The sequence below is a fragment of the Vibrio sp. JZG10 genome, assembly GCF_054064075.1.
On record NZ_JBSUGE010000012.1, the window covers coordinates 150,744 to 174,247 of the forward strand.

Annotated in this window: 19 protein-coding genes; 6 read left to right on the forward strand and 13 right to left on the reverse strand. The window is 44.8% G+C overall.

Features of this window, described 5'->3' with window-relative positions; genetic code table 11:
- Positions 1-7: 7 nt before the first annotated feature.
- Positions 8-427, forward strand: coding sequence for a hypothetical protein (locus ACWYVB_RS14550; protein ID WP_225480717.1), 420 nt, complete (start codon positions 8-10; stop codon positions 425-427).
- A gap of 79 nt (positions 428-506) precedes the next feature.
- On the opposite strand, the gene ACWYVB_RS14555 is transcribed toward ACWYVB_RS14550, so the two are convergent.
- Positions 507-1,091, reverse strand: a complete 585-nt coding sequence (locus ACWYVB_RS14555) for an FMN-dependent NADH-azoreductase (protein WP_167426600.1) — start codon at positions 1,089-1,091, stop codon at positions 507-509.
- Positions 1,092-1,276: 185 nt separating this feature from the next.
- Between ACWYVB_RS14555 and hrpA the strand changes: the two genes are divergently transcribed.
- From hrpA to ACWYVB_RS14580, 5 genes are all read left to right on the forward strand, one after another.
- On the forward strand, positions 1,277-5,263 hold the full coding sequence (gene hrpA / locus ACWYVB_RS14560) for an ATP-dependent RNA helicase HrpA (protein WP_457529301.1): 3,987 nt from the start codon (positions 1,277-1,279) through the stop codon (positions 5,261-5,263).
- A 182-nt stretch (positions 5,264-5,445) separates the two neighbouring features.
- A complete protein-coding gene (locus ACWYVB_RS14565) occupies positions 5,446-5,925 on the forward strand; it encodes an outer membrane beta-barrel protein (protein ID WP_005394221.1) in 480 nt (159 codons plus the stop codon).
- A 199-nt stretch (positions 5,926-6,124) separates the two neighbouring features.
- Entirely contained in the window at positions 6,125-6,640 is a 516-nt protein-coding gene (locus ACWYVB_RS14570; RefSeq protein WP_005394222.1) for an outer membrane beta-barrel protein, read from the forward strand.
- 372 nt (positions 6,641-7,012) lie between these two features.
- On the forward strand, positions 7,013-8,593 hold the full coding sequence (locus ACWYVB_RS14575) for a BCCT family transporter (protein ID WP_005394224.1): 1,581 nt from the start codon (positions 7,013-7,015) through the stop codon (positions 8,591-8,593).
- 121 nt (positions 8,594-8,714) lie between these two features.
- Positions 8,715-9,104 carry an ATP-binding protein gene (locus tag ACWYVB_RS14580; protein WP_005394226.1) on the forward strand — a complete coding sequence of 130 codons (390 nt, stop codon included), beginning with the start codon at positions 8,715-8,717 and terminating at the stop codon, positions 9,102-9,104.
- Positions 9,105-9,124: 20 nt separating this feature from the next.
- Here the strand turns inward: ACWYVB_RS14580 and ACWYVB_RS14585 are convergent, their stop codons facing one another.
- The 12 genes from ACWYVB_RS14585 to ACWYVB_RS14640 form a co-directional block, all read right to left on the reverse strand.
- Positions 9,125-9,763, reverse strand: a complete 639-nt coding sequence (locus ACWYVB_RS14585; RefSeq protein WP_005394228.1) for a sugar transferase — start codon at positions 9,761-9,763, stop codon at positions 9,125-9,127.
- Positions 9,764-9,773: 10 nt separating this feature from the next.
- Entirely contained in the window at positions 9,774-10,961 is a 1,188-nt protein-coding gene (locus ACWYVB_RS14590; protein ID WP_457529304.1) for a glycosyltransferase family 2 protein, read from the reverse strand.
- Positions 10,954-12,072, reverse strand: a complete 1,119-nt coding sequence (locus tag ACWYVB_RS14595) for a glycosyltransferase (RefSeq protein WP_457529305.1) — start codon at positions 12,070-12,072, stop codon at positions 10,954-10,956. Before ACWYVB_RS14595 ends, ACWYVB_RS14590 begins: the two co-directional genes overlap by 8 nt.
- Positions 12,073-12,292: 220 nt before the next feature.
- Positions 12,293-13,726 (reverse strand): GumC family protein, encoded by a 1,434-nt coding sequence (locus ACWYVB_RS14600; protein WP_006742947.1) that lies wholly within the window; start codon positions 13,724-13,726, stop codon positions 12,293-12,295.
- Entirely contained in the window at positions 13,723-14,847 is a 1,125-nt protein-coding gene (locus ACWYVB_RS14605) for a glycosyltransferase (protein WP_432596209.1), read from the reverse strand. The genes ACWYVB_RS14600 and ACWYVB_RS14605 overlap by 4 nt, the downstream gene beginning before the upstream one ends.
- Before the next feature lie 115 nt (positions 14,848-14,962).
- On the reverse strand, positions 14,963-16,327 hold the full coding sequence (locus ACWYVB_RS14610) for an O-antigen ligase family protein (protein ID WP_457529308.1): 1,365 nt from the start codon (positions 16,325-16,327) through the stop codon (positions 14,963-14,965).
- A complete protein-coding gene (locus ACWYVB_RS14615; protein WP_432596211.1) occupies positions 16,324-17,754 on the reverse strand; it encodes a lipopolysaccharide biosynthesis protein in 1,431 nt (476 codons plus the stop codon). The genes ACWYVB_RS14610 and ACWYVB_RS14615 overlap by 4 nt, the downstream gene beginning before the upstream one ends.
- Positions 17,747-18,919 (reverse strand): glycosyltransferase family 4 protein, encoded by a 1,173-nt coding sequence (locus ACWYVB_RS14620; protein ID WP_253652169.1) that lies wholly within the window; start codon positions 18,917-18,919, stop codon positions 17,747-17,749. The genes ACWYVB_RS14615 and ACWYVB_RS14620 overlap by 8 nt, the downstream gene beginning before the upstream one ends.
- Positions 18,920-18,930: 11 nt before the next feature.
- Positions 18,931-20,115: a glycosyltransferase gene (locus tag ACWYVB_RS14625; RefSeq protein WP_457529310.1), complete on the reverse strand. Its 1,185-nt coding sequence runs from the start codon at positions 20,113-20,115 to the stop codon at positions 18,931-18,933.
- A gap of 155 nt (positions 20,116-20,270) precedes the next feature.
- A complete protein-coding gene (locus ACWYVB_RS14630) occupies positions 20,271-21,341 on the reverse strand; it encodes a glycosyltransferase family 4 protein (protein WP_253652170.1) in 1,071 nt (356 codons plus the stop codon).
- Entirely contained in the window at positions 21,316-22,839 is a 1,524-nt protein-coding gene (locus ACWYVB_RS14635; protein WP_161445568.1) for a sigma-54-dependent transcriptional regulator, read from the reverse strand. The genes ACWYVB_RS14630 and ACWYVB_RS14635 overlap by 26 nt, the downstream gene beginning before the upstream one ends.
- Before the next feature lie 276 nt (positions 22,840-23,115).
- The gene (locus ACWYVB_RS14640) at positions 23,116-23,496 is read right to left on the reverse strand and encodes an Hpt domain-containing protein (RefSeq protein ID WP_457529313.1); all 381 of its coding nucleotides are present in this window, start codon (positions 23,494-23,496) and stop codon (positions 23,116-23,118) included.
- Positions 23,497-23,504 lie beyond the last annotated feature (8 nt).

Genomic DNA, 23,504 nt, shown 5'->3' on the forward strand with positions numbered 1-23,504 from the left:
ATGAGTAATGATGAATAATACAATGCTGCTTTCAACGCGAACCTTCGTGTATCGTGCCAAAGTTAAGGCTGTTTGTGATGCATCTGATGAATCGGATGGCATGAGCACCATGAGTATCGACTCCTCATTCAATATTCAAATTGAGGCGATAAACTGTACCAACGATGAATTTGCCAAGCGCTTTTTTGTCGTCCACGGGGAAGGACATTTAGAGAGTGATGAATGGTTAGTGTTGTACGTCAATTCTCTTGAGGTTGACGTTGGAGACGATCTCGAAATTCCGAGTGATGTCGCGTTTGATGCGATGATTGAGAATATGATAAACGAAGCTGAGCAGTCTTTGGAAAAGCTCTATCACGAAGCGCTACACAACTTAGAGAAAGTGAATCGCTCTGGGAGAAATAAGATAACTTCTAAACACGATTAGGGTATTTTGATCGACAAGGGATTGGCGCGAACCAATCCCTTGTTATTTGTATTCTACTTGTTCTTGAACTTAGGCCAATTTACGCTATCGCTGCAAGTTGGCTCTGCGCTTCAGAAATGCCTTTCGCAGCGAAATCTTCACCCATGTTTAGCGCTTCCGCATAAACAAATTCCACATCAGTTATACCAACGAAACCTAGCACGGTACGCAGGTATGGTGTGACGTTGTCAGTTGGTGAATCTTTATGGATACCACCGCGAGTCGTGATGACAATCGCTTTCTTACCTTCGATCAGGCCTTGAACGCCGTTTTCAGTGTATTTGAATGTCACGCCAGCACGAGCAATCAAATCAATCCAGTTTTTAAGCTGAGTTGGAATTGTAAAGTTATACATTGGTGCGGCAATAACCAAAGTGTCTGCGGCTTTTACTTCTTCAATAAGGGTATCCGACAGTTCGACAACCTCTTGTTGTTCTTGTGAAAGATCTTCCGTTGCGCGAAGTGCAGTGGCAACGGCGAAGTCCAAAACTGGTAATGGGTTGGCAGCCAAATCACGAACAGTTAGCTTGTCTTGGTCTACATTTTTGATGAAGTCTTCAACCAGTTTGTTTGATTGAGAGTAATCGCCAAGGATGCTTGATTTTAGAGCTAGTACACGAGACATAATGGTTATTCCTTAAATAAGTGCTTTTGACTATGGGAGCCATTATAAGCGAGGCACGTTGGTTAAAAAGTATAGGGATTCGCTGAACATGTTCGAAAAATTTGAATGTGGTTTCGGTTATCTTGTTGCAGATCTTGTGTGATACAATCCGCGCAGTTTTTGTAATGAAAAGAATAGGAAACGCTTTGACTTCGTCACAGCCCCCAAAAAAGAATCCCGCTGAAGAGCAAGCGACACCGTCAAATGGTGTGCAAAAGGCGACAGCGAAACAAGATAAAGCACCTCAGGCTCAAGTGAATAGCGCGGCGTCTCTACGCAAAGCGTTAAGCCAGTGCATGATGCGTGACCGCTTCCGTTTAAGTAAACGCATTTCTGGTGCGAGCAAAATTAAGAAAGATGCAGCACGTAATGCTGTGTTTGATGAAATTGCACTCGACATTGCTAAATCGATGATGGTTGCGGAACAACGCAGCAACTACAAACCAACGATTGAATACCCAGAAATTCTGCCCGTCAGCCAAAAGCGTGACGACATCGCTAAAGCGATTGAAGAAAACCAAGTGGTTATCGTCGCGGGTGAAACCGGTTCTGGTAAAACCACTCAGCTGCCAAAAATCTGTGCTGAGCTTGGTCGCGGTAAGTACGGTTTGATTGGCCATACTCAGCCTCGTCGTCTTGCGGCGCGTTCGGTTGCGAACCGTATTGCCGAAGAGATGGAAACTAAGTTGGGTGAGCTTGTTGGTTACAAGGTTCGATTCAACGATCAGATCTCTGAAAATACCCAAATCAAATTGATGACGGACGGTATCTTGCTGGCTGAAATTCAGCATGACCGTTTCTTGAATCAATACGACACCATTATTATCGATGAAGCGCACGAGCGCAGCCTTAACATCGATTTCATCTTGGGTTACTTGAAAGAGTTGCTACCACGCCGTCCTGATTTGAAAGTGATCATCACGTCGGCAACCATCGACCCAGAGCGTTTTTCAAAACACTTCAACAATGCACCAATCATTGAAGTATCGGGTCGTACTTACCCAGTAGAAACGCGTTACCGCCCACTAAGCGGTGATGACGACAATGATCGTGACCAACTTGAAGGCATCTTCGAAGCGGTCGACGAATTGTGCGATGAAGGTTTAGGTGACATCCTGATCTTCATGAACGGTGAGCGTGAAATTCGTGATACCGCAGATGCACTGTCTAAACGCAATCTGAAGAGCACCGAAATTGTGCCGCTTTACGCGCGTTTGTCGGCGGGCGAGCAGAACAAGATTTTCCAACCTCATGCTGGTCGCCGAATTGTACTGGCAACCAACGTGGCAGAAACCTCGCTAACCGTTCCGGGCATCAAGTATGTTATCGACCCGGGCACGGCGCGCATTAGCCGCTACAGTTACCGAACTAAGGTTCAGCGTCTTCCAATCGAGCCGGTTTCTCAGGCGAGTGCGAACCAACGTAAAGGTCGTTGTGGTCGTGTGGAAGAGGGTATCTGTATCCGTCTGTACTCAGAGGAAGATTTTGAGTCGCGCCCAGAGTTTACCGATCCCGAGATCCTGCGTACCAACCTAGCATCGGTTATCTTACAGATGACCGCACTTGGCTTGGGCGACATTCAAGCCTTCCCATTTGTGGAAGCGCCGGACAAACGTAACATCCAAGATGGTGTTCGTTTGCTGGAAGAGCTTGGCGCGATTAATTCTGAGGTAAAAGACCCGAAAAAACGCCTGACTTCCATCGGTCGCCAATTAGCTCGTTTGCCAATCGACCCACGCTTGGCGCGTATGGTTTTGGAAGCGCCAAAATATGGTGCGCTTAAAGAAGTGATGATCATTGCAGCGGCCTTGTCGATTCAAGATCCACGCGAGCGTCCTTCAGACAAACAACAATCATCAGATGATAAGCACCGTCGTTTCTTCCATGAAGAGTCGGACTTCCTGACGTTTGTAAATTTGTGGGAATACATCCAAAAGCAGCAAAAAGCGTTGTCTAGTAACCAGTTCCGCAAGCAGTGTAAGCAAGATTATTTGAACTACTTGCGCGTTCGCGAGTGGCAAGACGTTTACTTCCAAATTCATCAGTCGATGCGTGAGATGGAATTCAAACTTAACGATGAGCCTGCTTCTTACCATGGTGTACACAGTGCGATCTTGGTTGGTTTGTTGTCGCACATCGGTATGAAAGACCAAGAAAAGAATGAATATCAAGGCGCGCGCAACGCTCGTTTCCATATCTTCCCTGCATCGGGTCTATTTAAGAAACAACCTAAGTGGATAATGTCGGCCGAGCTGGTGGAAACCTCAAAACTTTGGGGTCGCATCATTGCCAAGATTCAGCCGGAGTGGATTGAGCCATTAGCCAAACACCTTATCAAGCGCAGTTACAGCGAACCGCATTGGTCGAAGAAACGCGCGGCGGTGATGGCGCACGAAAAAGTCATGCTTTACGGCGTACCAATCGTACCGAAACGTTTGGTGAACTACGGCAGTATCGATCCGACCGTTAGCCGCGAAATCTTTATTCGTAGTGCATTGGTTGAAGGTGAGTGGGAAACCAAACACGCGTTCTTTAAACAAAACCGTAAGCTTCTGCAAGAAGTGGAAGAGCTTGAACACAAATCTCGTCGTCGTGACATCTTGGTGGATGATGATGAGCTGTTTGATTTCTATGACCAACGTGTTGGTACCGAAGTGGTGTCTGGTAAACATTTCGATACGTGGTGGAAAAAAGCATCGAAAGAAGATCCTGAACTGCTGAACTTTGAAAAAGAGATGCTGTTCAAGGGTGATGCTAGCCATGTGACCGATTTGGATTACCCGAACTTCTGGCATCAAAATGGTTTGAAGCTCAAGTTGAGTTACCAATTTGAACCGGGCGATGATAGTGACGGTGTCACAGTGCATTTGCCGTTGCCGATTTTAAACCAAGTTGAGCCAGCGGGCTTTGACTGGCAGATCCCAGGTTTACGTCATGAGCTTGTGGTTAGCTTGATTAAATCGCTGCCGAAGACGATTCGTAAGAACTTTGTGCCTGCGCCAAACTATGCCGATGCATTCTTGGCACGCGTCAAGCCAATGGAAGCGCCGTTGCTAGACTCGCTAGAGAAAGAACTGCGCCGCATGACGGGTGTAGAAGTATTGCGTGAAGACTGGAACTTGGAACAGGTGCCTGAGCACTTGAAAGTGACGTTCCGCGCGGTTGATCATCGAAATCGCAAACTGAAGGAACATAAAGACCTTCACGAATTGAAAGAGAGCTTGAAAGACAAAGTTCAAGAAACGCTTTCTAAAGTGGCGGATGACGATATTGAACAGCAAGGTCTGCATACGTGGAGCTTCGGTGAATTGCCGAAAGTGTATCAACAAAAACGTGGTGGCTACGATGTAAAAGCGTATCCTGCACTTGTTGATAGCAAAGACAGCGTTGAAATCAAACTCTACGAAACGGAGTACGAGCAGATAACGGCAATGCGTGCTGGTCAGCGTCGTTTGATTTTGTTGAATGTGCCGTCTCCAATTAAATATCTGCACGCTAACTTACCGAACAAATCGAAGTTGGGTTTGTATTTTAACCCTTACGGCAAAGTGCTTGATCTGATTGATGACTGTATCGCCTGTGGTGTCGATAAGCTTATTGAAGAGCAGGGTGGCTTAGTTTGGGAGCCTGAGAAGTTCGAGGCGTTGAAAGAACACGTTCGTGCTGAACTGGGTGATACCGTCGTAGAGATCGCGAAACAGGTTGAGACTATTCTGACAACGGCGTTCAGCATCAATAAGAAGCTAAAAGGCAAAATCGACTTCACTATGGCGTTTGCTCTGTCGGATATCAAAGCACAAATTGAAGGCTTGATCTTCAAAGGCTTTGCGACGGAATGTGGCTGGAAACGCTTGCCGGATATTCTTCGCTACATGCGTGCGATAGAGCGTCGTATGGAGAAGTTGCCAATCGATCCAAACAAAGATCGTTTACATATGCTGAAGATTGAATCTGTGACTCAAGACTATAAAGAGTTGCTGAACAAGATCCCGAAAGGTGTGGCCATTCCTGAAAACGTAAAGGAAGTGCGTTGGATGATTGAAGAGCTTCGCGTGAGTTACTTTGCTCAACAATTAGGCACTCCTTATCCTGTTTCTGATAAACGAGTCAAAAACGCGATTGATGCTTGCTAATCAACCAGTAAAATAGCGTCAGATTTGTAATTCTCGCGTATGAGATTACTGGTACACTAATTGCTAGTAACTCAATAAGCGTTATTTTTTAGTTCTGGGAGGCAATGGTTCGCCTCCCTTTATTTGTAGTACCAACGACTGAGTTATGCAGACGTGGGAATAATAAAGAGTAAAGGTAGATGATGAAAAAAACTCTATTAGCAGTGGCGCTACTTGGCGCATCTTCTGCGGCAATGGCAGATTCTTGGATTTACGGTGGTGCAACAGTAGGTCAGTCTGACTACAAAGGTGAGACGGATACATCATACTCTGTTCACGTTGGTACAGGCATTCTACCTATCATTGGTATTGAAGCTGGTGTGACGCAACACGGTGAATTTAACGTAAATGGTCAAGACACTAAGCTAACGTCTTACTACGCAGCACTTAAGCCAAGCATCGACTTTGGTCCACTGCATGTATATGCAAAAGGTGGCTTCCACCAGTGGGACAAAGAAGTGAAAGGCGGCAAAGACGATGACGATTTGGATCTAATGTACGGTGTAGGTGCTGAGTACTTCATTTTTGGTCCGATGTCTGTTGGTGCTAGCTACATGAACTACACGGCGGGTAAAGACGATATCGGCACGTTCTCTGTTAACGCAACACTGCATTTCCTATAAGCGTCTAGCTTTCTAACACCCATATGAAAAACACCGATTTTATGTCGGTGTTTTTTTGTCTGGAAGTCACAAAACAAAAGTTGAACATAAATTATTCACTTTTGGATCTTAAAATGCTCATGCTTTCCAATATATAGTGGCGATTAAATGCGCATATTTGCGTAATGTTTCGCTTAGGAATCGCTCAGGAAGGGATAGTATGAAAAAAACACTCTCGTTATTAGCTCTAACGTTGTGCTCAACATCAGCAATGGCTGACTCATGGATTTACGCTGGCGGTCAAATTGGTCAATCTGATATTGATAGCGAAAACGATACAACCTACGGTATTCATGTAGGTACTGGTATTTTGCCATTCATTGGCATTGAAGCAGGTTACTTTAATCACGGCAAGGTGGATTTATCACTGAGTGGCAGCAGGGGTAGTGCTGATTTTGATTCATTCTATTTAGCAGCGAAACCAAGCATCGACTTTGGGCCGCTTCATGTCTATGCCAAAGGTGGCATCAATGCATTCAATGTTGATTATGACGGCGGACTGAGAAATCTAGATAAAGATGATGGTGTCTCCTACATGTATGGTGTCGGTGCCGAATACTTCTTGCTCGATAATGTTTCTATTGGGGCAAGCTATCAAGCGTTTGGCGTGGATATTGACAGCGATAGTGACACCGTGAGCAGTGTGACGGGGAATATTACCTTCCATTTCCTATAATAATCAGTCTCTATGAAAACTTTACTGACTTGGTTTCATCGCTATCTTTGAAACCAAGTCAGTGTTACTTATCTCAATTTACGCGCCCATCAATGATAAAGCCACAGAGCGCAAGTATTTCCAGTGCTTTTCGAACGATCAAATTACGATAAAATCAATCGTTAGACCTCATAATTTTTGTGTTGATATTACTTTGTTCTCATCTGCCTTTAACTGAGCCAAAAATGCAATAAATGGCGATTTTTTGCAAAAATATGTGATTACTGCTAAACTTCGCCCCGCTTTAAAACTTTAGAGTTCAAATTAATGGAGGGCGGTATTGGAGTTCTTCTCACCTGAGGGGCGTTTCAAATTCACGTTAAATTTGTATTTATGGATAATGCATTTAAAAAATATAGTATCGACACAACAGACTATCAGGTTGGACAGGACAACGTTCAAAAGTGGGGATTCGACATACATAACCCCGTTTTTGGCATCAGTGCGGGTCTCGTTGTTTTCTGTCTAATTTCACTTCTTCTTGTTGAGCCAACCACTGCTCGTGATGTATTAAACGGTCTGAAAAACGGAATTATCGAACAGTTTGATGCGTTCTTTATGTGGTCGACAAACTTCTTCTTATTATTCGCTGTTGCTCTTCTTTTTTCTCCGCTGGGTAAAATCCGCTTAGGTGGCAAAGAAGCAACGCCGGATCACTCAACCGTTTCTTGGTTGTCGATGCTCTTTGCTGCTGGTATGGGTATTGGCCTTCTGTTCTGGAGTGTGGCGGAGCCGACCGCGTACTTCACTGATTGGTGGGGAATGCCACTGAACGCAGTGCCATACACAGAAGAAGCGAAATCTCTCGCGATGGGTGCCACCATGTTCCACTGGGGTGTGCATGGTTGGAGTATTTACGCACTCGTTGCACTAGCACTTGCGTTTTTTGCTTTTAACAAAGGTTTACCGCTTTCATTGCGCGCGGCGTTTTATCCAATTTTTGGTGACCGAGCATGGGGTTGGTTAGGGCATGTTATCGACATTCTTGCCGTTTTATCCACGCTGTTTGGTCTTGCAACGTCGCTGGGTCTCGGTGCTCAGCAGGCGACCAGTGGTATTAACCATGTCTTTGGTCTAGAAGGCGGCATTGGTACACAAATGATTGTGATCACCTTTGTTACCTTTATCGCGGTGCTATCAGTAATTCGTGGTATTGATGGTGGTGTTAAGCTACTGAGTAACGTCAATATGGTGGTTGCGTTTGCCCTGCTTATTTTCATTACCTTTATCACGTTTGATACGGCGTGGGGTTCGCTACGCGACACAACAATGGCTTACATTGAAAATATTATTCCGTTGAGCAACCCCCACGGTCGTGAAGATGAAACTTGGATGCACGGCTGGACGGTATTCTACTGGGCTTGGTGGGTATCTTGGTCACCGTTTGTTGGTATGTTTATCGCGCGTGTGTCTAAAGGTCGTACGGTTCGAGAATTCCTGTTCGCAGTGATCGTTATTCCTACTGTCGTTACCTTGATTTGGATGTCTGTATTCGGTGGTATCGCGCTTGACCAAGTGGTGAATAAAGTTGGTGAGCTAGGTGCAAATGGTCTAACTGATATTTCACTGACTCTGTTCCATGTTTACGATGCGCTTCCGTATAGCTCAGTGATTTCAATGCTTTCTATCGTGCTGATTCTGGTGTTCTTTATTACATCATCAGACTCTGGCTCACTGGTTATCGATAGTATCACTGCGGGTGGTAAGATTGATGCACCAATTCCACAGCGTATTTTCTGGGCTTGTATTGAAGGTGCAATTGCAGCTGTTATGCTTTGGGTTGGTGGTAAAGAAGCCTTGCAAGCATTGCAGTCCGGTGTGGTTGCAACGGGATTACCGTTTACCTTTGTTCTGTTGTTGATGTGTGTAAGCTTGGTTAAAGGGTTAAGAACCGAACTGTCAGCTTACAAATAAACACTATCCACTATTGAATTTAAATGCCGAGCCTAATGCGCTCGGCATTTTTTATTTCTACTTTTCTTTTTCAATAATTCCGTTACAGTTTGGGCTTATTCCCACCTCATTTAACAGCATTATGTCACTGGCTAAACTCATTCTTATTCGTGGACTTCCAGGTTCAGGTAAAACAACCTTAGCAAAGCAATTGGCGATAGAGCTTGGTGCTAAGCATTTTGAAGCTGACATGTATTTTGAAAATGATGAAGGTGATTATCACTTTAACCCAACTGAGTTACCCCAAGCGCATGAATGGTGTTTTCAGCAAACTCGAAAGTGGTTGAACAAAGGGAAAGTCGTGATTGTGAGTAATACGTTTGTTCGGCACTGGGAGATGAAGCGTTACTTGGACTACTGCGTGAAGAAGCGCATTGAGGTGGAAGTTAAAGTGTGTCGCGGCGCGTATCAAAGCATTCATGATGTGCCACCAGCGACCATCGAAAAGATGCGACGCCAGTGGCAAGAGTGATCGTTACCAGAATCGAGAAACTACTGGCCTCGTCCATCAATCATTACAACGAATGTTTTACTCATGATTGAAAGGTCCATTGAAATCCAAGAGTAGAACGAACCTAAGCTTAGTGCGTAACTGTGGTCAAAACCAACTTTACGTCTTACATCTTCAATGCATGCATCATAGCCTTGGTTAACTTGCGCTAGGCCTGTAATTCCTGGTAATACGCCATATGTGCGTTCAACAAAATAAGGGATTTCATCTTCCAACTTTTGGTAGAAAGCAGGGCGCTCTGGACGTGGCCCGATCATGGACATTTCACCTCTCAACACATTAAACAGCTGTGGTAACTCATCTAAACGCGTCTTACGTAAAAAACGTCCTACTGGTGTGATTCGAGGATCATTTTCGGTTGCCCAAACTGCACCGGAGCGTTGCTCCGCATCAATATACATGGTGCGAAACTTCATGATTTGAAAAAGATCCATTTTTTCTGGTGTACAGCGCCCAACACGCAGTTGACGATAGATCACTGGGCCTTTTGATGTGATTTTTATAGCTAGCGCGATAAATGGGAATAGTGGTGCAGTGACGAGCAAAATAAACATTGCAACCAGTACATCAAACGTTCTTTTCGCGTGGCATACATTTGAATCGTAGCGTGAGTTTTTCATGATGCTTTCCTTATTGGTTGACGCGTTTCCAACGTCCATTTTCCATTCCTAGCAAATACTTCATACCGCCGATGAAATTGGCGAGATGACCAATGACGATGTAGCTAATCAGTTTAAAAGGCTTGACTGTGTTAAGTGCAGGCGCCAAGTAAGTGACAAGTGCGATACCATAAACACAGGCTTGAGCGAGCAGCATTATTTGAAACAGCGGGTTGTGTGCCAGTAGTAGTGAACAAACCAAGCAAACAATCATCAAATAGGGTGTTGCTAAGCGCAGAACCTTTCCCGATAGAAATGCAAAGGCAGTGCCACGATAGCGAGGTAGCAGTAATTTCTTTAATTGCATGAGCTGCTGCATGTTACCCGCTGAAATTCTTAGGCGTCGCTTGAAGTCTGCGTCGTCTGAGCTTTGTTCGAGTTCAAGAGCCAGCATGTTAGGTTCGTAGATAGCGTTATAGCCTCGCAAAACGATTCTCATAGGGAGAATAAAATCGTCATTGATGGTGCTGACTTCAAGTGGTTCAAATAGGTGGGTTCTGAATGTATAAAACGCACCGTGAGAGCCAATCGTTGAACCTAGCAAGGATTCTTGGTGCTTCACTCGAGACTGGTATTGCCAGTACGCTGCTTCACCTTGGTTATCGGTACTCATTATTTGATATGTCGCGTTAACCACTCCAACCTTCTCATTTTGATAATGCTGACTAGCTAGCAACAGAGAATCGCAAGAAATCAATGCCGATGTATCACTCAGTGCGGTAATGTCCGAGTTAACATGACGCATTTCTTCGTTGAGTAGGGCAACTTTACCGCGATTGACTTGGTGGTCATTAATGATGAACAGTGTATCTGAGCAGATTGCTTCTTGAATCGTCGCTTGAGCAATCTCGGCTGTGTTATCTGTGCAGCCATCACATGCGATCACCACTTTCAATTTATCTCTTGGGTAATCTAAGCTCGCAAGGTTGCGGATCTTTTCTGCTATCCACTGTTCTTCATTGTAGGCGGGCACGATGACAGTAATAGATGGTAACTGACTGTCTGTTTGAGAGGCTTTGTAAGCTCGCTCTACAAATGGTGCTGTGGTTTTTTGCTGTTTTAAAGGAAGCCATTTAAGTAGCAATGGATAACCAACATGATGATAGACAATCAAAAATGCGGATAAACCAAAACCTGTAATCCAAAGTAAATCATTCATAGCTAGCCTCCTTGGCCAAACGTGAGTAGCTACTCACCATGTCTTTGATATCAAAATGTTTGAGAATAAAAGTTCGAGGAGAACCATGGGTTGATTTCAATTGATGCGACAAAGCTTCCGCCAAAGAGAACACTCGGTTGGCTTCAACCAATGTGCTGTTAATCGGGCAGAGCGTCTCTTTCACGCCACCAACATCGGTTGCGACACAAGGAATGTCACATGCTTGAGCTTCTAGTGTTGAGAGGGGGAAACCCTCTTGAAGCGACGGTAAACAAAATAAATCGAGGCTTTGGTAAAAGCTGGGCATATCATCGACCAAGCCTAAAAAGGTAACGCGATCCTCAAGTTTTAACGTTCTAACTTGTGCTTCCAATTGAGCTCTCTGAGAACCATCTCCAGCAATGGCTAGGTGTGTGTTTGGCGTAAGATGAGAGAAGGCTTCGATAAGCACTTTATGGCCTTTAACTGCTTCTAAACGTCCAGCCACTCCAATCACGGTTTTGTTGGCTGGAAGCCCAAACAAGTTTCTCTTGGTTGCTTGATTACCGCTTTGAAATTTCTGGCAATCGATTCCATTGTGAATGGTGCAGACTTTGCGGTAATTCAGTTTTGTCTGGATTTGTTCGGCTACAAAGTTCGCATCGGCAACCACATGTGGACGAATCATTTTTAGCAGTAGGGACTGCAGTCGAGCTGACTTTCTGTTATTCAGATGCCAGGCGTCGTGCTCAGTATGGATAATTACTGGCACCTGCGCTAAGCGTGCCGCAATCCCACCATATAAGAGTGGACCGATATGGTGAGTGTGGACCACATCAGGCTTAAGTCCTTTGAGCATGGAAGTCAGCGTACTGATGGTTGTCCCGCTGAATCCAGGTTTCTTATTGAGAAAGTGCAGTTGGCCTTGGTAGGCCGAGAGTTTTGACCAGCATTGCAGTGCTTGCGCTTTGCTTCCCTCTAAACTTACGACAAACACGGAATGATTCGGTTGCGCAAAACGAAGCATCTCTAATACGAGCGTTTCCAAACCGCCAGGAGCTAAGTGCTGCACGACGTGTAATATCACTTTTTTATTGCGTTGAGTGCTATTTTGCTTTTGTCTGAATTCCATTCTCAAACCCTCGTTGAGTTCTTTGTTTATTCAGGAATTGCAGACTGCGTGCCAATAAATTAAGTGTTTAAAAACATTAAGTTAATGGCGACACATATGAAGTTCGATGTTTATTCTCAATTTGAGATTCATATTAGTGGAAACCTTATGCGGAGTTAGAATAAGCACAAAAAGAAAAGCACTCGCTGAACGAGTGCTTGTCATGGAGTGTTAACGGCTGTTAGCTTCCGTATACCACTTTAGGTAGGGTGGTGATCACAGGAACGCCAAGATGCTTTTCTAATGCTCTTTTAGAGCGGATAGAGTTATCTGCTAACTCAAGTATCGTCGCTAATCCAATGCCCAAACCCGCGCCACCGATAAACCCTAAAATAACAAACACAAAACTAGGTAAGTTAGACGGAATGGTTGGTGTGAAAGGTTCATCAATGATTTTCACGCGTTTATTCTCTTCAAATACGCCAAGTGAACCAGTTAATTGAGCCATTTCATAACGCTCCACAAGGTCATCATACATTTCTCTTTTTACCGCGACATCACGAGCTAGGCGGTTGATTTCTGTTGCTGTGCTACCAAATCGATGCGCATTACTTTCTAACTCTTGAATCATTGTTCGTAAGCTATTTGTTTCTTCTGTGAGGGCTTCAAAGCGTCCGCGCATAATTTGCAGTTGGTGAAGCTGAGAGACCAGAAGAGGCTGAGCTTCTCCAAGACTGTTTACGGTGGTATTGCTTGCGATATCCCAAAGTTGGGCGCTGTTTAATTCCGGTTGTTTAGAGTTCAATAGTACTGAGCGCTCTTGCTCCAAGCGGTTTAACTCTCGTAGCTTGCCTTGAACCATGCTATGCGCCTCAGTGTACTTGGCGCGAAGCAAAGTGAGCTCACTACGAATGTCGATGATTTGTTCTTCAAGCTTACCGATAACCGGGTTGGTTTTAGAAAGCTGTTGGTCCAAACTACCTAGGCTTCGGGTAACACCAGCAAGCTCCGCTTCTTTTTCTGCCAAGGTTTGTTTAAGGCTTGCCAGACGAGTCAGGCTTTGTGCTTGCATTTCAGGCGTCGCGTGAGAGTAAGTATTCTTGTATTCCGCGAACGCTTGCTCTGCTTTATCCAACTCTTCTCTGCGTTTATTAATATGGATGGTTAAAAAGTGACTTGAATCTTTAATTGAAGATCGTTCAGGAGCTAAAAGCTGTTCGACAAAATGTTCGCTGACGGAGAGTAACATCGACTCCATACCATTCGGTTTGCCACTTCGTAGTTGGATTTGAATGAAGTCCTTACCAAGCTGCTGAACAGACAAACGCGACGCGAGATCTTTAATGATGAACTCTTGCTCTTTGGCACTCATTTCGTCACTAATCAGCGCTTGTTCTTTGGCAACTGAGTACAAAACATGTCGGCTTTTTAGCAAGGTACTGAGTGCGCTCAATCGATCTTTCAGCATGGTTGAGACGGCAAGATCTTGAAGGAATGGGTTCATTTTCGCTGTCTCTTGGATAAGCATACTCGTATGAGCGACATAAGTCGTCGGAACCAGTTTACTTACGATGAAACCCAGCACAGGCAATACAAGCATAGGAATAACGATCATGTAGCGACGTCTCCAAGCTCCATGTAACAGTACACTGAGGTTTTCTCTTAAATCGTTCATAGCGCCCTCACTAATTTATCAACTTGGTTGGCTCTTGCTTCCCAGCTTTGCTGTTGAACAAATGACTTTGAATCTGTCGGTGGCGGTAGGAGGTGATCGAGACTGGCACGCACGTCTTCGACATCTTGAACCACATGGAGCATATGTTTGTAGGGCATTAATGCGGGAAAGGGTGTGCTGATAACAGGGGTTCCTGTTGCCAAGTACTCAAGAAGTTTAAGCGGATTACATGCCTTGATTTGAGCGTTATCAACAAAGGGCAACCAACTGGCATCCCAGTGTTGAGAGTAACGTGGCAGAGTGTGATGCGCTCTCGGGCCCAGGTAGTATATGTTGCTTCTTTGTGGAAGTGGATTATCACTGAACTCGTTGGGGCCGATGAACACGAGATCCCAGTCAGGCGCTTGGTCTGCGACTTGGGCAATTAAGTCGTAGTCTAACCATTCAGACAAACTGCCATAAAAGCCCAGCACTTTGCGACCATTATTAGGAAAATCTTCAGCCTTAGGTGCTGGCTCAGAAAATAGACTAAAGTCGACACCGTGAGGCAAAGTGACGGTTTTACCAGATGGAAATTGAGTGGCGAGTTTGTCACTTGCTGTAAAAATCACATCAGCCGCGTTAACCAGTGTACGTTCATGCTTGGCAACCGTGTCGTGGTCAACACCAGCTAAAGCGCTAAAGTCATCGCCACAATAGTAAATTAGCCCACGTGAATTCATTTCCGCACAAACATCTGCGGCCGTCGGGAGCGATGTCCAAAATATAGGCTTATCAAAACCAAGAGCGTGTAATTTTTTATTGAGCTGGTATTTCATCATCTTAGCCGCTACTTTTCTTGCCAGCGCAGAACTTGGAGCAGGAATAGTGAGTAGGTTAATGGTGTGAATATTTGGGTTTATTTCAGACTCTAACGTTGGCTTATGCGATCCAGCGTTATTAAACACACGAGCGAGCTTGTTTAACGCACGTTGCATGTCTTTAGCGATCAGCCTAGGTTGACGCAGACCAATTGAGTTAACCCAAAGGATGCGGTGGCTCGTTGCTAGTCGTTTGACAATGTGTTGAGTGGAGGAGGGTAGCCCGCCAAAATCTTCTCCAAATACTACGATATCTGTCATGTGGCTCTCCTTGAGTCTTCGTTATTTGATTACTAATCTAGAGAGTAATCACAATACGTGCCAAGGATTTACTTCTTATAAAACAGGCAATTGGACTTTCTGTTGGTATTTGAAATTAGGGTTTCTCATTTTGACAATCACTTTGAACGATTCGGCTAACGACAACCGTTAATGCTGCCAGAATGTAAATTGGCCAAGTGAAACCTTGAGTGAGGAAAGTGCCTGATACGATGGTCCCGATAAGCCCACTTAAGACTGCGTTTGCTCCAACAGAGAGGGTGTAATCCGATGTTGGCGTCAGTAGTGAAATAGAATGCAAAGAGGTTCGAATCAATGACACAATCAATGTAATGAACACGGCGAGTCCAACAAACCCCGTTTCTGCTAATACGCCAAACCAAGTACTGTGTACGGCGTGATTGATACCATCCCAGTGCGGGCTATAGAAATAGTAATTGAAGTAGAAATTATCAAGCCCAACCCCAGTTAACGGATGGTGGAGAGCCATTTTAAATGCGGCTTCCCACGCGTAAAGTCGCCCCATCGCAGAGGCATCTATACCATCCTCGGCTGCGCCACCCGATTCTCGCCCTGAGATACCAGCAAATGCGTAGAGTACGATGGCTGCGACGGCGCCTAGTACTAAAACTAACGTTTTGCTTTTGATATGCTTAAAGGCAAAGTACGCAAATACCGATAGAGAGCCTAACAAGCCCCCGCGGCTTTGTGTCTCAATAATCGCAAAAAACAACACCAAACAGGTAACAAGTGCGAAGAGCCGGAGATGCTTAGGTGAACGTTTCTCTATTAACTGACTAACGGTAAAGGCGAGAGGAAACATTAACACCAGCGCCAAGTCGTTCGGATCGCCGAGTACTGAACCTATGGAGCGTCCAATCGATACGCGTGTCCCTTCCACTAAATCAATGCCATTCGCTGCGTTTTGTAATGCGACTAAACCAATCAACAATCCGGCGAAAATTATTGCTTTCGACATTTGTGCTAACTGAGCAGGCTTGGTAATAAGCCAGGTGATCGCCAATGTCATAATGATGATTTTCCAATAGGTATTTTTGAAAACTGTAATGGCAATGTCACGACTGGAGGCGAAGACGATACCGATGATCACCAGCCCCCAAAATATGCACAGCCATTTTAATGAAGGGTGCCAAAAAGCCGTAAGCTGGCGACTTATCAAAAGGTGGAAAGCAAGTGCGGCCAGTGCCCCCAATGATAGTAGCAATGGGATTTTAAAGTTATAGATAATGGGAAACGCTTCATGAATACGAAAGAATGAAAAAATAACGAACAGCGTGACAAGCCAAAACGTTTGGTTGAGAACGAACAGTAAAGCCAGCGGGGCGAAACATAGTGCGACAATCAAAATAGGGTGAGGCATAACAATCCAAAGCAGGCCGATACAGACGGTAATCGTCAGCGCTGCGATGGACTGCTTTCTTCTCACCTTGGTTTCAGTCATAACGAGTATCTCTTCACCTGTCCACGCCACTTCACCATGTATCGAGTGAGCGCATTTAGCGTCTCTTTACTCATATAGCGAGTGGCTATCCCTGCCAGCAAAGTGCATGTCAAAATGCAAATTGCGATGGCGATGCCTATTGATTGTGAAGAGTGAAGCAGGAACAGTGCCACACCGGAGATAATCTGCAATAAAACCATCAGGCTTAGGTGAAAAGGCAACGGCATGCATTGTTGGCCTACCACATAAGTAAGGCCAAGCTTACACAGTTGAGCGTAATAAAGCGCAATGAAAACCCCATAGATACCCAGGGACGATAGGCCAAACAGCAAAGCAATTGCAACGCATGCTGAGACGACATTAATACCCAGTAACCAGCGAGTACGACGCTTGTACAAAATGGAAATATTAATGAGTTCGCTCCACTCTTTTAGCATGGCGATAGGCAGTAAGAACAAGCTGAACAGTACCGCCTCATGATAGGTTTCTGGTAACAGGTAAGTGATCATCACCATTGCTAATGTGCCGACTGCAACACTTAAACCTGTAATGTAAAACATGCCTAGATGAGTGATGCGCACAGCTTCTGTACTCCTACGCGCTTCTAGGTAATTAAATCGACGTGGCATCCACCACATGCCAAATGGCTGAACTAAAATACACATGCCAACCGCAAATTTTACGGCTATTGCGTAAATCCCTAACGTCGCAAGTGAGGCGTTCGCGCCGATGAACCAGCGTTCAGCGCCATTGAGACAAAACGCAACCAATCCAGCCATCATCATGGGCAGACAGTAATTTACGTATTGTTTCGCCACTGTCAGATTTGGCAGAGTCATGCTGTAGCGGTTAATGATGTGCAGCCAGACAAACTGAGTAATAGCAGCCAACAAGCCACCCCATAAAACAGAAATAACATGTGGGTGAACAGACAGCGCCGTGATGATGAAAATAACCTGAAAAACAGTGGTAGTCACCATGACGTTAAGTAGGGTTCTTGCTTTGTCGTCCTGTGTTCTCAACCAAGCTGTGCCGATTGCGATACTGCCTTCTAGAACGATAGCAAACATAACAATAGCAAACTCGACTCGCGTAAAAGGAGCAGGAATAGGCGCGAGCATAATGATAGCGAGTAGGCATAAAGCCACTATGCCAGCGATGAATAAAGCAAGTGAGTACAGCTGGTTTAGTAGGCTTGTGCGCGTATTTTGATCCTTCTCAACCCCGACGAATCGATACAGCGCTTCATGCAAAGCGAAACTGACGAATAAGGTTGTGACAACGCCAAAGGTGGTAAGCAGTTCAAGCTTGCCCATTTGTTCTGGTGAGAGAAAGTGGGGCAATACAGGCAGCATGATTAAGCTGATGCTTTTGTTTATCACTAACGCGATAGCGAACAGCGACATATTGGTCATTGCTTTAGACATGGTCATATCCTTTGATGTATCGCGGTGTTTTGAGTTTACAATCGCCATTCGGTGCGGATTCTGCTGCAAGGTGCTGAGCGATTGGCAGATAACAACGTTCGGCCGTATAAAGTTGAGAAACGTTGAGTGCTTCGATACCCATTGTCACTTTCATCCATGGAGACTCATTCAAAAGGCGAATTGCGTTATGTAACGACGCCACATTGTTTGGTGTGTACTTGATGCAATTGCGGCCGTGCGTTAATACGCGATCCCAGTAGCTATCATCATGTGGGATGACGATGCACATGCCTGCTGCGAGAGCTTCTAAAATGGATAACCCAAAAGGTTCGTTAACACTGGTGGAAACAAACACACCACACTGAGAGCGTAGGTCATCTAGGTTATCTGGGCACTCATGCCATTCAACACCTTTTGTGGTGAAGTCTGGTGTTGAATATTCCACACCTGCCACACTTGGTTTGATGTAACACACGGTAGATTTGATCTCTTTTGTCTTATCAAGTGTTAAAGCATCAAGAAAAAGATCGATGTTCTTCCATTTTAGTAAGCTGGCCGCCCAGAAGACGCGGTTTGAAATCGGATTTGCTTGTTTTGGCCAGCGGTCTCTCGATAGTCCGTTAACAAACGTAGAAGCATTCAAACCACACCAATAGCGTTCAGTGGCTGGCTTCTCGGTTTTGAGGTAAACCTGTAAGGCCTCTAGCATCGATTCTCGGGTGTTTGCCAAGTAATAAATTGCGGATGCTTTTACCAAGCAGTAGCCGGAAGATCTTGAACGACCAATTGGACCATGAACCATTTGTACCACAGGCTTTTTGCTGATTAATCTTAGTAAGTACAAAGGCATATCATTACTTGGGCAAGATAAACCTAAAAAGCTATCTATCTTTGGTAGTTTCATGCACGCAAAAATCAGTTGGATAAAGTAATACGCGTTCATTAACCAGTAAGTGAGGCCATGAGTGGAGCTCAGTGGTGATGGTTTGATTTTGATAATCTGCACACGAGGCGTATCGCTAAGTAGTGACTCCCAATGCTCTGGATTCGTGGTCAGCAGATAACCAATTACGTTCAGTTTATCGCACTGTTTTAGGAGTTCTGCATTCGCAATTTTAGAACCACCTTGCATTGGGATTGCGTCGAACATTAATACACGTTTCATGACTGGCCTCCTCAATTGATGCTCAACCAGCGTGAAAGAGGCTTCATGCAGTGAGTCATTGGCATTGGTGTAATACTGTTGTTCTCAAGCTCACCTTCATAAATACGTTCAATGGCGCTTATGGATGCTGCAGTCGTGAGGTTTTGGCTAGCATGAAGATAGGCGTTTTCAGCTAGCTTGTTTCTTAGAGCTACATCTTGCATGACTTGTTGGATAGCGTTTAATAAGCCTGCCATTCCGCGATTCTGGTACAGTAGCGCAGAGTGATTATGCTCGAACAACTCAGGGATGCCTCCTGTTTTAGGAGCCACGATAGGCAGCTGAGCTAAAGCCGCTTCCCCGAGCACGAGACCAAAGGCCTCTTCATAGGCGCCGCTAATAAAAGCGTCTGCATTCCCAGACATCCATGCACCAGCATTGCTTTTTTCCCCGACAAAGTGGACTCTGTCTTGGATACCGAGATCCGAAGCAAGTTGTTGCAATGTTTCTCTTTCCTCGCCATCGCCAACGATAACAAGATGAGGATTATCGTGATGGTAATTGTGCATGCGCATAGCGCGAATAAGGCGGTCGAATCCTTTTCTTTTAATCAACGAACCTACCGAGAGAAAGGTAAACGCTTGTGGAGGTATTCCGAGGTGAGCCTTGATATCAATGGGCGTATCAGAGTCTTGAAGCGATACACCGTTGTGCACAACATAAAGCTGGTCTTCTGGGTAACCGTCCTGAATAATTTCACGACCGACATCTTTACTAACGCAAATCAATTTTGGGGAGAGGTGTAGCCCAAGAGAGAAGCGATCTCGCAATGTATAGTGACAATGAAGTTGGGTGACAAGTGGGATGTGATTCATGCGTGCAGCCAAACACATCCATTGACAAGGGCCACCGCTATTAACGTGTACCAAGTCGATATTGTGTTTTTCGATCAGTGCTGAGCCTTGTTTGATAAGGCTATTCCATCCGCTAATATCCCAGCGAGGCGCACTCCAGCCACCAACGAGATTGAAAACAGAATGTTCCGCTTCAATTCCGAGCGATTGACACTTATCGATTAGTGGCTGGCAGTTTGACCACACGAATGGCTCAAACTTATCACGGTCAATCCCTGAGATGAGATCCAGAAATACCACTTCACTGCCGCGAATCCAGTTATCACCATAATGAACATATAGAATGCGTTTTGGAGTAGTCATAAGTCACCTCTGTCTCATCATTAACTTGTGTTAACTGCTGAGTTGCAACAGAGATGCCAAAATATGCCATTAGTTTATGTGTTTGAATATTATTAGATATTTGTGCTTGGCCTTAAGGGGGTAAGCAATATTCTCATATTGAGAACCAATATGGCTTATTGCTCCGTTTCAATTTGATATTTTCGTAGCAATACAGGAATAACGCTTTGCGCCGAGAAATCATCAATAATGGTCTGCCGAGCGTTTTGACGAATGTGAGATTGCTGCACTTCATCAAGAGACATCCAATGTTTAAGGCATTGAGCGAGAGATGGGACGTCATCGACAATAAAGCCATTTTCGCCAGTTTGGATAATATCGGGCAAGCGACCCACGCGTAGGCTCATCACTACTATTCCTCTAGCCATTGCTTCAAGCGCCGCCATAGGCAGGCCTTCATAGCGAGAAGAAATTACCAGCACGCTAATGTTTTTCCAAACGGTCTCCATTTCAGTTTGATGACCGAAAAATATCACATTTGAAGGGGCAATGTGGGCGAGTGATTCTCTTTCGGGTCCATCACCGTAAACACTAAAATGCAGTGTTGGGCAGAGCTTTGCTACTTCGATAAATTGGTCGGCACCTTTTTCTTTGCTCAATCGGCCGACGAAAGCGATTTCTTGATAGTTGAGATTACGATCGGGAATCGAAACAAAGTTATTCAGCAGTTCCGAAGGGAAAATGACTTTACGCTGAATGCTTGGGCTGACGGAAAAGCAGTGGTTAGAGAGGTAGCCTGAACTTCTATCAAGCCAATCATAGAGCCACAGTTTGCCCGAGGATGATTCTCCTGCATGATAAGTTGAAATCAAGCGAGGAAATGTGCGCGTGAGTAGCTTGGCACAGCGCGCTAAGATTGACGCTTTGTAACCGTGGGAGTGAATGACCGATGGTTGGTGATTGGCGACCGCGCTTGTTAGGTGTTTGATCTTTAATGCCTTATGTGGCTCACCAGACAAATGGTTCAAGTAACTCACAGGGATGGTGGATTCTTCTGCTTTCTCTACAATCTGTGCTGGTGGCGAGTACTCAGTCGTTAAGACAACACGTGCTTTGTGCCCAAATGTCATTAATCCACGAGCAAGCTCTATGACGTGACTTTCGATACCGCCAAACAGGCGGCTATCAAGAAAAATCCAAATTTCACCAACGGCAAGTTTCTCAAGATTGTTCGAGATTAATTTCATCCGCTTCCCACGCTTGTTTTTTTCGGTAAACCGTAGATGGGCTTAGCTCCAGCATTACGGCGGCATTGAGTACGTTGCCATCACAGTATGCGATTGCGTTTTGAATCGCCTCACGCTCCACCTGCCACATAGGGCGAATGGTTCCATCAGAGTTAAAGTACGGCGAGGCAGCCGCTGATGATTGTATGTTAGGTTCCGGTGTCGGTATTGACGGTTCTCTAGCGGGGGCCGATTGTTCCTCAACATACACTGGTCGGGATGTTATTGTTGGAGGGGGTGCTGGCTCTTGAGTTACATGCGCGGGAGTGGATGTTCTCACCGTTTTAGACTTTCTAGTCAGTTGAGCGGGTAGGTGATTCACCGTGACTTTTTCGTCATTATTAAGCACCACAATGTTACGTATGATGTTTTGTAATTGCCTTACATTACCCGGCCATTCGTAATGCTTGATGATATGTTGAGCTTCGCTGTCGATTGTTGAGAATTTCTTTTTGTCCTGTTTGGCATAAGTGGTCAAAAAGTGCTTGGCTAGCGTGACAATGTCACTTCCTCGCTCGCGTAGGGGGGGCATATCGATAGGTATTACGTGTACGCGGTAATACAAATCTTCACGAAAACGACCTTCTTCCACTTCTGTTAATGGATCTCGGTTGGTGGCACAAATGATTCGAACATCCACCTTCATCTCTCGAGTGCCGCCAAGCGGTGTGTAGGTTCCTGTTTGAAGAAAACGGAGCAACTTCTTTTGCATCTCAAGTTCCATTTCACACAGTTCATCGAGAAAAAGCGTCCCACCGTGAGCCAGCGTCGCAGCACCTTTTCGGTCTGTTGTGGCTCCGGTAAATGCGCCTTTAACATGGCCAAAAATCTCGCTTTCCATTAAATCTCGGGGGATGGCCCCGCAGTTAATAGCAATAAAAGGTTTGTCTTTACGGTCGCTCTGACGGTGCACGGCTTCAGCACAGACTTCTTTACCTGTGCCGCTTTCACCCACAATAAAGACACTGGCAGATGTTGGAGCAACGGCATCAATAGTTTTATATACCGCCTGCATTGGGAGACTTGAACCGATAAATCCGTGATAGTTATGGCGATCAAACTTGGACTGAATGTTTTCTACTAAATCTTCCAATTTGGCGCGTTTGAGGTGTAATGCAACAGAAGTTTTTAGGCGATCGGCGTTAATAGGTTTTTCTAAGAAATCTTCCGCACCTTTTTGAATTAGGTTAACGGCTAAGTCTACGCTGCCGTGCGCTGTAGCAATAATAACTGAGGTAGGAATGTCATTCTGGTTTATCCAATCCAATACGTCTTCACCAGACATATCGGGCAGTTTCAAATCGAGAATGATGAGTTGAGGTTTGCTTCTTTCAATAAATTGAATTGCTTCGCGACCTGTTTCAACATGAAAAATGTCATAAGGTTCGTCTTTGACATACTGCTTATAAAGTATGGCTAGTGAAGTAGAGTCTTCTACCAGTAACACCCTTGGTCTCATAGTCCTATCCCAACGTAGTTCGTTTCACTTTTATGATTTTTGTCAGCACTATTATTTGTATTTGGCGTGATGAGCGAGTTATATGACTTAGTGCTCTCTAGTGCTGAATATTCTCAATTTGAGAAAAGCGTTATCTAAGTATTAGCACAAGGTGGGAAATTTGCGAAAAATCCATACTTTTTAATTGATTAAGTTAAATTGTAAATGTCTTAGATGATATCGGCATCGCACTTTAATAAGTGCGATGATTCATAAGATAATTTATCATTGAAACTGTTACTCGAACCCTTGATCTTTTCGCTTTTCTAGCGCGTCAAACGATTCATTGGCCAGCTGGGAGAGAGACTCACAGAGAGCCAATGCTTCTAGTGTTTTTCCTTCCACACAATATTTCTCAATCATTCTTGCTTGTCTGGAAAGCGTTCGGTTACCTAAAGCAAGGGCAGAGCTGCCGAGTGTATGAACTTCGAACTCTAATGTTTGGAGGTCTCTCGCGCTTAATGCTTGCTCTATTTTCTCCATGCGCTCTCGTGACTCTTCAATATAGTGTTCAATCAGCGTAGGGATGATTTCGGCGCACGTATCTTTGATCATTTGCTGGAGAATGTGTTCATCCACCAATTCTTGTTCGACAGTCGGTGTGTTATTTGCAGTCATATTGGCGC

Excerpts from the sequence above, each read along its gene's own strand:
- ACWYVB_RS14625 (WP_457529310.1), bottom strand. The coding sequence starts at position 20,115 with ATGACTACTCCAAAACGCATTCTATATGTTCATTATGGTGATAACTGG.
- ACWYVB_RS14605 (WP_432596209.1), bottom strand. The coding sequence starts at position 14,847 with ATGACAGATATCGTAGTATTTGGAGAAGATTTTGGCGGGCTACCCTCC.
- ACWYVB_RS14590 (WP_457529304.1), bottom strand. The coding sequence starts at position 10,961 with ATGAATGATTTACTTTGGATTACAGGTTTTGGTTTATCCGCATTTTTG.
- ACWYVB_RS14580 (WP_005394226.1), top strand. The coding sequence starts at position 8,715 with ATGTCACTGGCTAAACTCATTCTTATTCGTGGACTTCCAGGTTCAGGT.
- ACWYVB_RS14550 (WP_225480717.1), top strand. The coding sequence starts at position 8 with ATGATGAATAATACAATGCTGCTTTCAACGCGAACCTTCGTGTATCGT.
- ACWYVB_RS14615 (WP_432596211.1), bottom strand. The coding sequence starts at position 17,754 with ATGTCTAAAGCAATGACCAATATGTCGCTGTTCGCTATCGCGTTAGTG.
- ACWYVB_RS14610 (WP_457529308.1), bottom strand. The coding sequence starts at position 16,327 with ATGACTGAAACCAAGGTGAGAAGAAAGCAGTCCATCGCAGCGCTGACG.
- ACWYVB_RS14555 (WP_167426600.1), bottom strand. The coding sequence starts at position 1,091 with ATGTCTCGTGTACTAGCTCTAAAATCAAGCATCCTTGGCGATTACTCT.
- ACWYVB_RS14635 (WP_161445568.1), bottom strand. The coding sequence starts at position 22,839 with ATGAGACCAAGGGTGTTACTGGTAGAAGACTCTACTTCACTAGCCATA.
- ACWYVB_RS14640 (WP_457529313.1), bottom strand. The coding sequence starts at position 23,496 with ATGACTGCAAATAACACACCGACTGTCGAACAAGAATTGGTGGATGAA.
- ACWYVB_RS14630 (WP_253652170.1), bottom strand. The coding sequence starts at position 21,341 with ATGAAATTAATCTCGAACAATCTTGAGAAACTTGCCGTTGGTGAAATT.
- ACWYVB_RS14585 (WP_005394228.1), bottom strand. The coding sequence starts at position 9,763 with ATGAAAAACTCACGCTACGATTCAAATGTATGCCACGCGAAAAGAACG.
- ACWYVB_RS14595 (WP_457529305.1), bottom strand. The coding sequence starts at position 12,072 with ATGGAATTCAGACAAAAGCAAAATAGCACTCAACGCAATAAAAAAGTG.
- ACWYVB_RS14600 (WP_006742947.1), bottom strand. The coding sequence starts at position 13,726 with ATGAACGATTTAAGAGAAAACCTCAGTGTACTGTTACATGGAGCTTGG.
- ACWYVB_RS14575 (WP_005394224.1), top strand. The coding sequence starts at position 7,013 with ATGGATAATGCATTTAAAAAATATAGTATCGACACAACAGACTATCAG.
- ACWYVB_RS14565 (WP_005394221.1), top strand. The coding sequence starts at position 5,446 with ATGAAAAAAACTCTATTAGCAGTGGCGCTACTTGGCGCATCTTCTGCG.
- ACWYVB_RS14620 (WP_253652169.1), bottom strand. The coding sequence starts at position 18,919 with ATGAAACGTGTATTAATGTTCGACGCAATCCCAATGCAAGGTGGTTCT.
- ACWYVB_RS14570 (WP_005394222.1), top strand. The coding sequence starts at position 6,125 with ATGAAAAAAACACTCTCGTTATTAGCTCTAACGTTGTGCTCAACATCA.